At 66.4% G+C, this 12,749-nt stretch carries 15 protein-coding genes and 1 pseudogene; 8 read left to right on the top strand and 8 right to left on the bottom strand.

The window, feature by feature from the left end; translation table 11 throughout:
* Positions 1-52: 52 nt before the first annotated feature.
* A complete protein-coding gene (mihF, locus tag AS594_RS35350) occupies positions 53-367 on the top strand; it encodes an integration host factor, actinobacterial type (protein WP_069935767.1) in 315 nt (104 codons plus the stop codon).
* Positions 368-425: 58 nt separating this feature from the next.
* Here the strand turns inward: mihF and AS594_RS35345 are convergent, their stop codons facing one another.
* Positions 426-749: a hypothetical protein gene (locus tag AS594_RS35345; RefSeq protein ID WP_069935766.1), complete on the bottom strand. Its 324-nt coding sequence runs from the start codon at positions 747-749 to the stop codon at positions 426-428.
* 16 nt (positions 750-765) lie between these two features.
* The gene (locus AS594_RS35340) at positions 766-1,167 is read right to left on the bottom strand and encodes a hypothetical protein (protein ID WP_141747201.1); all 402 of its coding nucleotides are present in this window, start codon (positions 1,165-1,167) and stop codon (positions 766-768) included.
* Between the two features lie 359 nt (positions 1,168-1,526).
* On the opposite strand from AS594_RS35340, the gene AS594_RS35335 reads away from it, so the two are divergent.
* On the top strand, positions 1,527-1,730 hold the full coding sequence (locus tag AS594_RS35335; protein ID WP_069935764.1) for a helix-turn-helix domain-containing protein: 204 nt from the start codon (positions 1,527-1,529) through the stop codon (positions 1,728-1,730).
* Positions 1,731-1,778: 48 nt separating this feature from the next.
* Here AS594_RS35335 and AS594_RS35330 read toward each other — a convergent pair whose 3' ends face one another.
* The 4 genes from AS594_RS35330 to AS594_RS44985 all read right to left on the bottom strand — a co-directional run bounded on the left by AS594_RS35330 (position 1,779) and on the right by AS594_RS44985 (position 4,144).
* A complete protein-coding gene (locus AS594_RS35330) occupies positions 1,779-2,162 on the bottom strand; it encodes a hypothetical protein (RefSeq protein WP_069935763.1) in 384 nt (127 codons plus the stop codon).
* A gap of 145 nt (positions 2,163-2,307) precedes the next feature.
* Complete coding sequence (locus AS594_RS44065; protein ID WP_141747200.1) at positions 2,308-2,709, bottom strand: hypothetical protein; 402 nt, start codon at positions 2,707-2,709, stop codon at positions 2,308-2,310.
* A 249-nt stretch (positions 2,710-2,958) separates the two neighbouring features.
* Positions 2,959-3,474: a hypothetical protein gene (locus AS594_RS44060; RefSeq protein WP_141747199.1), complete on the bottom strand. Its 516-nt coding sequence runs from the start codon at positions 3,472-3,474 to the stop codon at positions 2,959-2,961.
* A gap of 496 nt (positions 3,475-3,970) precedes the next feature.
* Positions 3,971-4,144, bottom strand: a complete 174-nt coding sequence (locus AS594_RS44985; protein WP_167368095.1) for a hypothetical protein — start codon at positions 4,142-4,144, stop codon at positions 3,971-3,973.
* A gap of 431 nt (positions 4,145-4,575) precedes the next feature.
* Here AS594_RS44985 and AS594_RS35320 point away from each other — a divergent pair.
* Positions 4,576-5,414 (top strand): annotated as a pseudogene (locus tag AS594_RS35320) (IS5 family transposase).
* 69 nt (positions 5,415-5,483) lie between these two features.
* On the opposite strand, the gene AS594_RS47665 reads toward AS594_RS35320, so the two are convergent.
* Positions 5,484-5,603 (bottom strand): hypothetical protein, encoded by a 120-nt coding sequence (locus AS594_RS47665; protein WP_338120198.1) that lies wholly within the window; start codon positions 5,601-5,603, stop codon positions 5,484-5,486.
* Here AS594_RS47665 and AS594_RS44980 point away from each other — a divergent pair.
* Complete coding sequence (locus AS594_RS44980; protein WP_167367947.1) at positions 5,590-5,739, top strand: hypothetical protein; 150 nt, start codon at positions 5,590-5,592, stop codon at positions 5,737-5,739. The two genes, AS594_RS47665 and AS594_RS44980, sit on opposite strands and share 14 nt — an antisense overlap.
* 611 nt (positions 5,740-6,350) lie before the next feature.
* Here AS594_RS44980 and AS594_RS35310 read toward each other — a convergent pair.
* Positions 6,351-7,358, bottom strand: a complete 1,008-nt coding sequence (locus tag AS594_RS35310; RefSeq protein WP_240509187.1) for an SNIPE associated domain-containing protein — start codon at positions 7,356-7,358, stop codon at positions 6,351-6,353.
* Between AS594_RS35310 and AS594_RS46695 the strand changes: the two genes are divergently transcribed.
* From AS594_RS46695 to AS594_RS35295, 4 genes are all read left to right on the top strand, one after another.
* Entirely contained in the window at positions 7,350-7,652 is a 303-nt protein-coding gene (locus AS594_RS46695) for a hypothetical protein (RefSeq protein WP_240509186.1), read from the top strand. The two genes, AS594_RS35310 and AS594_RS46695, sit on opposite strands and share 9 nt — an antisense overlap.
* Before the next feature lie 643 nt (positions 7,653-8,295).
* Entirely contained in the window at positions 8,296-9,711 is a 1,416-nt protein-coding gene (locus AS594_RS35305) for a DUF3732 domain-containing protein (RefSeq protein ID WP_069935759.1), read from the top strand.
* 559 nt (positions 9,712-10,270) lie between these two features.
* Complete coding sequence (locus tag AS594_RS44975) at positions 10,271-10,720, top strand: effector-associated constant component EACC1 (protein ID WP_069935758.1); 450 nt, start codon at positions 10,271-10,273, stop codon at positions 10,718-10,720.
* Positions 10,720-12,612: a caspase, EACC1-associated type gene (locus AS594_RS35295; RefSeq protein WP_069935757.1), complete on the top strand. Its 1,893-nt coding sequence runs from the start codon at positions 10,720-10,722 to the stop codon at positions 12,610-12,612. The genes AS594_RS44975 and AS594_RS35295 overlap by 1 nt, the downstream gene beginning before the upstream one ends.
* Positions 12,613-12,749 lie beyond the last annotated feature (137 nt).

Raw genomic sequence — 12,749 nt, 5'->3', positions numbered from 1 at the left:
AGAGCGATGATGACCGCCACACACCCGTACGAGAAGAAGTGGAGCGGCGCCCATGGCTCTGCCCAACCTGACGAAGGCCCAAAGGGCCGAGGCGCTGGTGAAGGCCGCCGCCGTCCGCAAGGAACGCGGCGAGATCCTGGCCGGCCTCAAGGACGGCAAGGTCTCGCTCAAGGAGGTGCTGGAGCGTGAGGACACCGTCGTCGGCAAGACGTACGTCAAGCGCCTGCTGGAGTCGCTGCCCGGTATCGGCAAGGTCCGCGCCGGCCAGCTACTGAACGACCACGACATCTCCGAGCGCCGCCGCGTCCAAGGGCTCGGTGCCCGCCAAAAGGAACGCCTGCTCGAACTCTTCTCGCCGCGGGGCTGAACGATCGCGCCTCGGCATCGACGTCTGACGCCCGGCTCAGGGGACTCTGGCGATCACCTCACGGCCAGGGGCCCCTGTCGTGCGCCCGACCGCCTACGAGCGCGGCCAGGCGGCCGGGACACTCGGCGGCAGCGGGATCTCGTCCAGCCGCAGCCACCGCTCCTGGCCGTTGGGCCCACAGTCTCGGATAGGGGGCCTGCATCGCCCAGCCGCGCACACCTTCACCGCGCAGGGCTGCCAGAGTGAAGGACGCGACGTTCACCCCGGTGCGCCGGTGACTGTCGGCGTGGGCCACCACTTCCGGGTGCTCCACGATGGAGGCCAGCGCCTCCGGCCCGGCGACCGTGTACGTCAGCACCAGATCCCCGCGCTGGAGCACCACCTGCGCCCCGGCTCCATCAGCGAACCGTCGCCATCGATCGGCAACGCCACCTTGCCGACCATCGGACCCATGCCGATCTCACGGACCTCGTCGAACTGCTCCACCGTACGTCCACGAACCGCCCGGAGTCCGGCAGCACCAGTACGCAGTGCCCGTTCCACGAGGCACCCGTCCAGCGCGGCGTGAGCGAGCCGTAGCGGGTCCCGCTTCCGTCCTTGTTCTGGATCACCAGGTCTACCGGCAGCAGTTCAGCCCCCACCCCCAGCTGCCCGTAGGCGTTGCGCAGCGTCATGCAGGCGTCCACGCACACGTTGGCCGGGACACGTCCGTCGGCGAGGGCCACCCACAGGTACGGCAGCACCAGTTCCACCAGCTGGTCCGGCTTCGCGTGCTGCAACATCCGCGCCGTATGGTCCATGCTTCTCCGCAGGGGCAACCCGCCTTCCGGCAGTACCGCAGCCGCGCACGCGGACGCGGTACCGAGGGGCGGGGGGCCCGCTTCTGCGGCGTTCGCTGCTTCCTGCCCCGCTTCTGCTTCGACATGAGCAGAGCCTAAAGATCCCAACCGGCATCGCGACAGACCGCGTTGACCGTGTGAGCGGCACCAGTCAGCACTTCGCGACCAAGATCGATCTCACCGATACTGACTGTTCCATCGGTATAGGGGACGCCGGTTGCATCCGATGTGAATCCGCGGCCCTCGAACCCCGGCGATTACCTGCCGGGCACCGCCCGGGTGCGCGATGATCACCTTCCGGATAGCGAAGGAGACGTCTCATGGCCAAGGGCACGCGGATCACCGGTACGGCGCGCGACAAGATCGCCGCAGAGATCAAGAGCGCATACGAAGGCGGCGCCTCCATCCGGACCATCGCCCAGGACAAAGGGCGTTCCTACGGCTTCGTCCACCGCATCCTCACCGAGGCTGACGTCACTCTGCGCGGACGCGGCGGGGCCACCCGCAGCAAGCCCAGCTCGTAACCCCGCTGCCGCCCGGGGGTGAGACGGCGCCCACGACCGGGCCGGTCCCTAGTCCGGCAGGTTCGCCATGGTCGGGTCGGCCTTGATCCGCTTGGAGCTCCGTACCGTGCCGAGCACGGCAGCCGGGAGCTCGTCCGGCCACTCGTCGGGCTCGACCATGGTCTGCCGGCCGACGGTGAGCACGGACATCAGCAGCCCCTTGCCGACCTGCGGCTGGAGCGCCTCGCGCATCCCACCCTCGCGCGGCGTGATACCCGCTGCCTCCCGTACGGCCTGCTCACAGTCCCGAGTCAGATACGGGTGTGCCGGAGCGGACAGCGCCATCATCAGGTTCATCGCCTCGTGCGCGAGCCCGTCACAGATCCGGTTCCACGTCTCGCGGTCGTAGCCGCCCTCCTTGTAGTAGTCGATCGCGAGGGTGACCCCCTCCATCAGCTCCTTTCACCTTCGGGGCGACCTCGCCCAGGAGCTTCTTGATCTGCTCGTCGTTCAGGTCGTTCAGCGGCCGGCTCGTCGGCACTCAGCATGACGGCGACGCTACCGATCCGCCCACGGTCACCGCGGCAGTTTCCCGAGATCACCCCGGATCAGGGGCCGCCGTGCGCAGGTAGGCACGGGCGAACCGGGCCGCTGGCTCAACGAGCAGGGCCCCACCCTCCACGTCTCCGAGTTCTTCGGCCCGGTCCTCAAACGATGCCGTGGCCTCCAGCCAGGCGGCGAGCGCGAGCGCGGCCTGCGGGTCCAGGGCGGCCATGTGCGCCGCCGCCCCGAACGCCCGCGCGTGCGTGTGCTGCTCCGAGCTGTCCGGCGAGCCGTGGTCGCCCACCTCAAAGGACTGGTCATGTTCGCCAAGCTCAAGAACGCCCCAACCGTCCTTGACGACCTGTGGCCGCACACACGGCTGCTGCTCGGAACCGCGTGATCCCGGACCTGCGTAGCTGCGGGCCAGCCGCATCGCTGCCCAGCTCGGGGCAGGCACGCGGTGGTCCCGGGCTATCACCGGACCAAGGGCGGCGCCCCGCAACTGGCCCCCGCTGCGAACGAGGAGCAGACCGCGTTGCTGACCGCGATCGTCGGCCAGCTCAGGAAGCTCCTGGGACTGGCGAACGTGCCGAGGAGTTCGCCGGCCTGCAGGAGAAGGCCAAGGCGCTCGTCGCAGACAAGTAACTGGCTGCATCATCCCAGCCGGAGCCCAGGACGGGGAGCAAGGCCAGCCCGATGACAATGGTCAGCCGCGGAATCGAAAAGTGTAATCTTCTGAGATCGTCACCCGGATGCCTTTTACCTTTTCCGGGCGTCCTACGTTCCGGCTTTCCTCTGCGATAATTACGGGATTACCTCCGGCCGCCCCGCAGATCTTGAACGTGCTCAGCGAAGAGTAGTTCTCGTGCTGAAGCTCGCCTTCCAGTGGGAAGGCTGCATGGAACCCAAAATCACCCTTCCACAGGAAGCTCCCATCTGCAGTCCTCCCATGCAAATAAAAAGTTTCCGAGCCTCGCCGAGGTATCCCACATGTGAATCCAGTATTTTCGCCCGACCGAAGGAGCCTCCACCCCGCAGACTCATCGACCGAGGGGTAGTACGCGCAGAAATACAGGACCTCCTCGGATTCGTTAACGAGACCCACAGTCACTTTCTTTGGGCCGAAGTACGAGCCTACGAGTGCCCCTGCAAGCACACCTATTGTGTCCCCGGTGGCCTTCCCCGCACCCTTTCCTATAGCACCCCAGACACTGTCCGCCACAACCCCACCCCGCAGTCTTCTCGGTCTCGTGCCCGGCTTGGCCATCACCAGAATGACCCATGCGGTCGCTGCATGTACAGCCATTGACGAGTGGGTTAATGGTGAAGACGTCGCGAATCGTTCCTGCGTTCGGGAAAGACGATTCTGCAAGAGGGTGCATGGTGCTAGTGAACGTAATGTTGCGGGTGAGACGTGGGTGGCGGCAGGGATTTTCCGGAACGCCTGGCGCAGGAGGCGCCCGCAACGACCGGGCGGGGCCGTCCGGTTCACCGTTGTTTGGGCTTTGCCCGCGCTGCTGGTCCCCACGGTCGGATGTCCACCTCGTCGAAAGAACTCATACGAAGTCCCTGTCCAGGATGATTGGTGCCGGGAGGTAGTGGGTGCGATCAGGCATGAGGATGACGGTGGCGTCGAGGGGGCCGTCCAGGCGGTGGCCCCCTACCGTTGTAGCGGGGGGTGATGTAAGACCATTCGAGGTTTCCGGCGATCATCCACTTCAGGGCTTCCAGGTACGCGGTGATGTCAGCGCTCTGTCCTTGCGGCCGGACGCGGAGCTGTTCGCAGAGCTGGGGAAGTCGTCCTCGACGAGGTGGGCGGTGGCTACGATGCGGTCGACGGCGCCTTGGAGGTCGCCGCCGTTGTCGGCCAGCGCGAGCTGGATCTCGTTCATGGTGTCGCCGCTGTAGAGCTCGTTTCGGTAGGAGAAGATGTCGCTGACGGCGATTCAGTGGTGGCCCACCAGGGTGTTGAGGCGCCGCAGCTCGGGCAGCTGTGAGGTGACATCGGTCAGGTCGGTACCGAGTCCGAACTCGGCCAGCGGGAACCAGCACTCCCCCGATCGACACCGTCCGGTACTTCTCGTAGGTCGCCAAATCGATCGCCTTTAAAGAGCGTTTTGTCCCAGCGAGGTTGTTTGGTGGGGTTTCAGAGGGCGAGTTGATGAGGGCTGATGGGGCGGAGGTGCTCCATGTGACGGATGGGACAGGTGCCTTCCTTCGGCAGCCCTTTTCCTTCGGTTCGCTCCTGTCTGATCCCAAGGCGCCCCCGCTTGGCGCTATTTGCGCCCTGGAGAGACGGACTGCCCGACGGTACTACCGAAACATGACGCGACAACGCCCGTATCCCAGTGACCTCTCGGATGCACGCTGGGAACTGATCGGGCCCACATTCACCACCTGGCGGGCCGAGCGCAGAGGCAAGGGCCTGGACATCGGCCGACCGCCCGAGCACGACCTGCGTCGGATCATGGACGCGATCCTCTATGTCGACCGGACAGGGATCCCGTGGCGCTATCTGCCCCACGACTTCGCGCCCTGGGAAACGGTCTACGGCTACTTCGCCGCCTGGCAGAAGGAAGGCGTCTTCGACCGGCTCAACGGTCTCCTTCGTCGTCTGGTGCGAGAGGCCGAAGGCCGCGACGGCGAACCAACCGCCTGCGTACTGGACGCGCAGAGTGTGAAGACCTCCGCGAACGTACCCGCGGTGGGCCAGGGCATCGACGCCGGCAAAAAAACGCAGGCCGCAAGCGCCACATCGGGGTGGACACCCTCGGCCTGCTCCTGGCCGTCTGGGTCACCGCGGCGAGTGTTTCCGACAACGTCGGCGGCATGCACCTGATGTCACACATCGCCGCCACCCACCCGCGCGTGACCAAGGCATGGGCCGACACCGGCTACCGCACCAAAGCCATCGACCACGGCGCACGTCTGGGCATCGACGTCGAGGTCGTACAACGCGACCCAGGCGTCAAAGGATTCAAAGTCATCCCCCGACGCTGGGTTGTCGAGCGGACCTTCGGCTGGCTCATGCAACACCGTCGACTCGCCCGCGACTACGAGACCCACCCCCACCGCTCAGAAGCCATGATCCGCGTCGCGATGATCGACCTGATAAGCCGCAGACTCACCCGCGAATCCACCCCCAACTGGCGCGACACCTGAACCTCGAACCAAACAACCTCGCTGGGACAAAACGCTCTTTTAGGGCGAACGACGTGATGCCGGTGACCGTCAGGCCGCCGGCCGCGCCCCGCAGGTGCCAGGCGGCGCCGAGTCGGCGTAGGTGCCGTCTTCCAGGGGCGCGGTCGCCGTCAGGTCGGCCTTGCCGTCCTTGTTGGTGTCCGACAGCAAGACCTGGCCCCCGTGGATCGGCCTCGCCCCGTGGGCCCGCCGTACACCGTGGTTCACGGCCGTCCACCTCGCCCTGGCCGTGCCGGTGGCCGTGGTCTTCACCGCCGCTTTCATGACGGGGCGCTCGGCCGGATAGCCGCTTCGCCCGAGGAAAACTGACTTCTCCAGCAGGCTTAGCGGCAGCAAGAGACAGCCCTCACAGGGCCCCGTTCACACTGGTCACCGGCTCGTAGGCCCCAGGGAGCCGTAGCACCGGCGGAGGGCGCGGTAGGCGGCCTGTGGGGGCTTCCAGCTGTGCCGGGCCGGGAGGTGCGGGCGGCCGCCACACCGGGCGGGTGCGGCGGCCGTGGTGTGGGATCGGCTCGTGGTTCGAGTCAGTCAGCAGAGCGCGGCGGATCAGCCCGGTGTCACCGAATCATGGGAGTGACTGGGCGTATCGGAAACGCGGCCGGGGGCCGTCGCATGCGACGGATCGCGACCGGGTTGGGTCGATGCCATCGCCGACACCAGGTGTCGCTAGTGTCCTGGTTACGGGGTTTTCTACCAACCGCACGGGGGCGTCGGCGGCCTCCTGCTCGAACTGGGGCATCAGCGAGGTGTAAGTGTCCGTGTGGCTCGCGATCACCCCAACCGGAGAAGTGACCGCTCACCTCGCGGCGGGAAGTACCTCCAAGGTCACCTGGATCAGTCTGGATGGCGCCGCCTGCCGTCTGGACGCACCCGACGAGGTTGACTGAGTCGAGCCCGTCACCGCCCGGCAGCGGTCTGGCTGGCCCTCCATTCAGGAGCCTCGGGCGTGTCCTGGAACTCCAGGAGGTGCTGTCCGGCGAGCCGCTGCAGGGCGGCGCGTACGTCTGCCGGTGTGACGTAGAAGAACTCCCGGCGTAGGTTTACCCGGTTGACGCGGCGGGACTCGAACTCCTGGTGCAGGCGGCGTTCCAGGCCGACGGCGTCCTCACTGAAGATCAGGGCGTGTACGTCGAAGCGGAAGGGGACGGACGCGTCCCCGAGTTCGATGACGCGGTCCATGGGATCGAGGCGCCGGGTCATACCGATCTTGACCATGCGTTCGCCGAACGCTCCGACGTTGGAGATGACGTAGACGTATCCGGCCCGGATGTTGGCCTCGCGGGCCTCGACCGTCTCCAGTTCGGCAACCAACTCGGCGAGCTTTCCTTCTAGTTCGGCGATGGCGGCCTCATCGCCGGTGCCGGAGCGCAGGCGGCGCAGGGCGCCCTCGTAGTGGCTGCGTTCCTTCTCCAGCCGCTGCCGCTCGCGCTCGATCTCGCGCTGCAGGCGCTCCTCCTCGCGCTGCTGGGCTCGTAGCTCTCGCTGCTCCTCCCGCTCGGTCTCCTTCCTCACCAGGTAGTCCGCCGTCAGCTCCAACTCCTGGACCCGCAGCTGGTGGTAGTCATCGCCGATGCGGATCTGCATGGTGGCGCCGAGCCGGGCGATCGACTCCCGCGTCTTGCCGAGCCGGTCGATCAGCGAGTCGAGCCGGTGCGGCTTCATGCCGCGCACTGCGTTGTCCGCCTCGGCGTTGTACGCGCGCAGCATCAGCTTGGAGAAGTCACGGACCATCTTGCGGCCCTTGGCAGCTGAGCCGTCCACCATCCAGTACTGGTTCCCGAGCACTGCCCGATCGTCCCTCGCCAACTGCTTGTAGCGGGCCTTGAGACTGTCGAGCCGGTCCTTGTAGGCGAGCGCGTCGGCGAGCGGATGGCGGTACTCGTAAATGCCGGCCTCTTGCAGCATCCGCGTCTCATCGGTGAGCACCAGATCCCGGCGCGCGGCCGTGAGGCGCTGTTCGGCCTCCGCCGTCTGGCGAGCTATGTCGTCGGCTTGTCGGCGCACGTCAACCAGGGACTGCGCGGCGCTCTCGGCGGCGTGCTCTATCTTCTCGTCGAGGAGAGCGTCGATCCGTCCGATCTCTTGGAGCTTCTCCTCATGCGCGCGGCGCAGTCGCTGCTGCTCGGCGGCTATCTGAGCGCTGTCGGCTCCGATGAGACGACTCAATTGCTCCGTCAGGTGACGGTTGTCTTCCTGTAGTCCGCGTACCCGTGTTTCCATCAGCGCCAGCTCGCCCGCAAGACGCGCCGCCTCGGACTCCGCTTGCTTACGGCGCCGGCCGAACAGACCCCCACCTGTGGCCGGGACCGTCGCCTGAGGACCGTAGGGGGACTGCTGAGGAACGGGTGCGCTCGGCTGCGGCACGGCCCCTTCCGGGATCCAGATCTGCCAGCCTGGGGGTGTGGGCCATGCGGGATCCGGTTCCCAGCCCGGTGGCGGGCTCCACCCCTCCGGCGGGGCGGGCCAGGTGGGCGGCGGGTTGAACCGGTAGGTCATGGGGCAACGACTCCTGTCGCGAGGGCGAGAGACGGCCGGCGTAACCCCGATGCCGTCCGGCAGCCAGCGGGCCGAGTCGAACGTACTCGGCCTTGTGGACCTTCGTCCTGCCATCTCCTGTTTTTGGCCCTCCTGGCACTAGATCCGACGAGGTGGGTGAGCCGCAGGGAGCCGTTAGACTCCGGCCGCTGTCAGGACGGCCCTCCGCCGGCAGCGAAGTGCCCTTCGTCCTCGAGGGACCGGTCCGGCGCCCCCGGGCACGGCCGACCCCGCACTCTTCTGCTTCCAGAACCAGGACGAGATCGCAGCCTCCCATGCCCTGTTCCACCGCCAGACCGAGAACGGCATGGCGCAGGCCATCAAAGACACCCTGCCCTACTTCCTCGGTGCTGCCGGCCCCGAGCAGGCTCTTCGGCAGCACCGTCTCGGCGACGCCAGACGCGAGGTACGCGCCGCGCAGCGCAAGCTGGACGCCGATCTGCGACAGCGCGAGGTCTTGGACACCAACGGCATCGCCTTGCTGAGACTCGCGCAGAGTGAAGGGCTTCTCCGGGACGTTCCCGCAGCCCTCGACGCCGACACGGTGCACGCTTTGCTTCGAAAAGCGCTCACCGTACCGCCCCTCGCCCCGATCAGCTCCGACGTCGGTGACCGCCGTCAAGAGCTGAATGAGGAGCGTCGGACGCTGCGGGCACAGCTTCAGGAATTCGATGCCGCCCTGGCCACCGTCGACCGTTGGCAGCGCAGAAGCTTCGACTTCCTAGGAGAGCTCCACTTTCAGGTCGACCGGCTCAAGACACTCGACCTTCTGGGGCCTGAACGGGATCACGACACCGACGTCTGCCCCATGTGCACCCAGCCTCTCGAACACCCGGACCCGTCAGTCCGGGACATCGTGAGGCTGACGGACCGGCTCTCGGAGGAACTGGAACAAGCCGCCGGAGTTCAACCCGTCCGCCAAGAGCATCGCCAGGCCCTGCAAGCGCAGCGTGACAGCCTCGTCGAGCGGCTGAAGACGAACGGCGCGCTCATGAAGGAGCTGATGGCGAGCGACGAAGACATGACTCGCCTGCAAGAACAGCACCTGCGAGCAGCGCACCTCCAAGGGCGCATCGCACAGACCCTGGCTCATGACCGCAGGCCCACCGACGACGTCGGTCAGCTGCGCAACGCGCTGGCATCCGCGCAAGAAGTCGTGAGCGTGCTCGAAGAACGCACGGCCAATGACGACGTGCCCGCCGAGACGGAGCGCCGTCTCGCGGATATCGCGGCTGACATGACCCCATGGGCGCGCCGACTTCAGCTCGGACAGTCCACAGCTCCGAACGAAGCAGGCATCAGCTTCAACAGCCTGAAAGTGGTCATCCGGCGCCCCCAGGGACGACTGGCGCAGGAACGCGTGGGCAGCGCCAAGAACTACATCGGTTACCACCTCGTGGCCCACCTAGCCCTGCACACCTACCTACGCCGCCACCACAGGCCTGTTCCGAGCTTCCTCGCGCTCGACCAACCCACACAGGCATTCTTCCCATCCAAGCCCCGTGACGCGTCCACTGTTCCGGACGCCGACTGGTCCACCGTCACCGAATACTTCCGGCTCCTCCACGACGTCACGGAACTCAACGAGGGGAAACTTCAGATCATCGTCTGCGACCACGCCAATCTCCCCGACGACTGGTTCCAAGACGCCGTGATCGACAACTGGAGGCCCGAAAACGACGGCACACGCAACGCGCTCATCCCCCCAGACTGGCTCACCTAATGGGACTCGACGGGCCGTGAGGGAGACTACGGTCCGTAGCCGCCAGCAGGTGAGCACTATTCTCACCGGAGCCGTTTGAGCTCTGTTGTCAGACCGTGCCCCTGCTGCTCAATGGCATAGGTCATGCCGTGAGGCGACTCGAATCCAACGACGCCGACCTGGTACATGGTTGTGGCCAGCCCTTCCTTAGTGGCGTATCCGGTAAAAACGTCCGTGAATGCCTCGAATGCATTCTTCGCCGCTTTGGCCGCCTTAGATTCAGGTGACAATGACTCGCCGACCCGACGCGCAAAGATATGTGAGCGTGCCAACGACCAGGCCGATGACCACGGCCGACAAGAGAACGACGGCGGTGTGCCAGGGCGCGAACGAGTCCGATCAAGACTCGTACACCGCTCAGGCGAAACGCGCAGGTTAGCTGGGCCTGGCGTCTTCTTGTGCCTTTTCCGTGTGTGTGGGCTGGTGCGCGTCTACTGTGATGACGACTGCCCGGTGCCCACCGGGCGGTGCCTGGCAGGGGAACGCCCCAACGGGCCGGGGGACATTGGGAGTTGTAGGGATGCGTGTACGGATCGACAGTGGTAGCACGAGCGACGACGGGCCGGACGGGCATGCCACCGCGCGGCTGACCGGCGAGTTCGCCGACTGGCTGGCGCAAGACCGGTCCGTGGGCCCGCATACGGAGATCCGCCGGATCCGCCCGCAGCGGATCGACGGCGCGATGTCCGGCGACCTGGTCGAATGGATCAGCCTCGCGGTCTCCTCCGGTTTCTCCGCCACGGCGCTGGTGTACGCACACAGGTCCTTCCGCGCCTCACTGCCGCCACGCCTCCGGGCGGGAGCCCGGATGGTGGTCGAACGCGGGGACCTACGAGTGGTGGTGGAGAACGGCACCGAGCAGGACCTGGCACGCGTCGCCCAGGTCATTGCCGCCGCGGGCCAGTCCCTGGCCATCAGCCCGCCTTCCCCGTCCGCCACAGGCGGCACGCCACCGCAGGGCCCGGAGTAATGCCTGTTCCTGACCCCGCCCGCAGCCGGGCCGTACTGATCGGCATCGAAGCCTACCGTCACCCGGACCTCGAGCCGCTGCCCGCCGCGGCGGCCGGAGCCAGGCGACTGGCCGCCCTGCTGCGCGACCACACCGTCTGGGGACTGTCTGCGGGAAATGTCACCGAACTCGGGTCGGAGGCCTCCGCTCCGCAGATCCTGCGGGCGGTGCTCGAAGCGGCCGAGCAGGCCACCGACACACTGCTGGTGTACTTCGCTGGGCACGGACTGCGCGACCATGATGAGCGGTTGTATCTGGCCCTGGCCGATGCAAGCGCAGACCGCCCCGAGATCGGCACCCTTCTCTACCGAACCCTGCGTAACGTCGTGCGCCAGGCCGGCTACAAGGCCCAGTACCGGCTTACCATCCTAGACTGCTGCTTCAGCGGACTCGCTGGCGCCATGACCGTCACTGCGGTGCCCTCCCGCGCCGAGCTCGCCTACGCCTTGGACGAGCCCACGGCGGATCAGGCCGAAGACCTAGACGACTACGGCGACTGCGTGCTGACCTCCGCCCCGCCCACCCGCCGATCCTTCGTCCAGAGAGGGGCCCGCTTCCCGGAGTTCACCGGGGAACTGATCAACGTCCTGGAACACGGCATCACAGCCGCAGGTCCGACGGTGAGTGTGGAAGCTGTATGGAAACGCATCCGCCGCCGCATGCAGGAGCGTGGCAGCCCTGAACCGCAGCAATTCGCTCAGAACACAGTCGCCCGCCAGATCCAGTTCCACAACCGCGCCACTGATCCGCGCCCTCGCCCGTGGCGCTTCCGCTGCCGTGACTCATCGGTCTGGCGGCTGGCGGTGACGGGCGGCCTTGTATGCGTCCGGGACGAAGCAGAGTGCGTGGCACTCAACGCAGCAACCGGCAGCGCCCGCTGGACTCACACCACTGAGCCCAAATCTGGCTGGTGGGGCCCAGAGTTCCCACAGTTTGTGGCGGAAGGCGGAACCGTTTACGTCAGCGACGGTGCACGCGTGCGCGCGATGGACGCGGCAACTGGCACGGCCCTCTGGGAATTCAACCCGCGCGGTCAACCTGACTACTGCACGGTGGACGTGGCCAGTAGGACGGCCTACGTCATCAGCCGATACTCCGAGCTTGTGCCAATGCGCGCGCCTCTAATCGGAGTCTTGACCGAATGGCGAGTGGAGGCTGTGGCACTGAATGCAGCAACTGGCACAGTACTGTGGGCTCAGAAGGTCGACACTGATGGATCGTTGACGGTCAGTGGCGGCGTGCTTTACGTCACCGATGACAGACAGGTGCGTGTGGTGGACGCGCAGACCGGTACGGAACTCCGAAGGCACGCCATCCCCGGCGCCTTCGCTCGGTGGCCGACAAGGGTAGCGTCAGATGAGGCGATCTATCTCAGCTCTCGTCCGGGCGTGGCTGCCTTGGCTGCGTCAACCGGCGAGACGGTCTGGACCCATGTCACAGCCACTTCCTGGGACTTTCCGCCCCTGGTGGTGAACGGGGAGCTCTTGTCGCTCTCAGAGCAGCCGGAACCTTCAGACAGCATTGCCCTGTCGCACCGGACGCTCTACGTCAATCACGGCCCGTACATGCTCGCCCTCGACGCAAGCACTGGCACCAAGCTCTGGACCCACTACCTGGACAACGGCAACGGGATCTTCTGGGAAGCCGGAGCGGCGGGCGGGACCGTATATGCCGGAGCCTCCACCGGAGACGTCTACGCATGGGAGGCGGCCACCGGAACTCAGCTCTGGGCCCGCCACATCGGAGGCCAAGAGTTCTCACCCCCCGTCGCAACAAACGGGTTGGTCTATATTCGCACATCCGACGGTTTCGTATACGCGCTCGATGCCGAGACCGGGCTGGGGCCACCGTAGGTGCCAGGCCACGCAGGGCATCGACGCAGTTGAGCTCGCCGGACACGTCGCCCCCAGTCGGTGGAACGGTCCAAGTCCCGGCTTGAGCCAACACTTCCTTGCCCGTAGGTCCTCGGTTGTGTCGTCGTCGTCTGCGA

The organism is Streptomyces agglomeratus, assembly GCF_001746415.1.
GTDB classification, from domain to species: Bacteria; Actinomycetota; Actinomycetes; order Streptomycetales; family Streptomycetaceae; genus Streptomyces; species Streptomyces agglomeratus.
The sequence above is the reverse complement of the archived record's forward strand: the minus strand, read 5'-3'. Positions and strand labels throughout refer to the sequence as shown.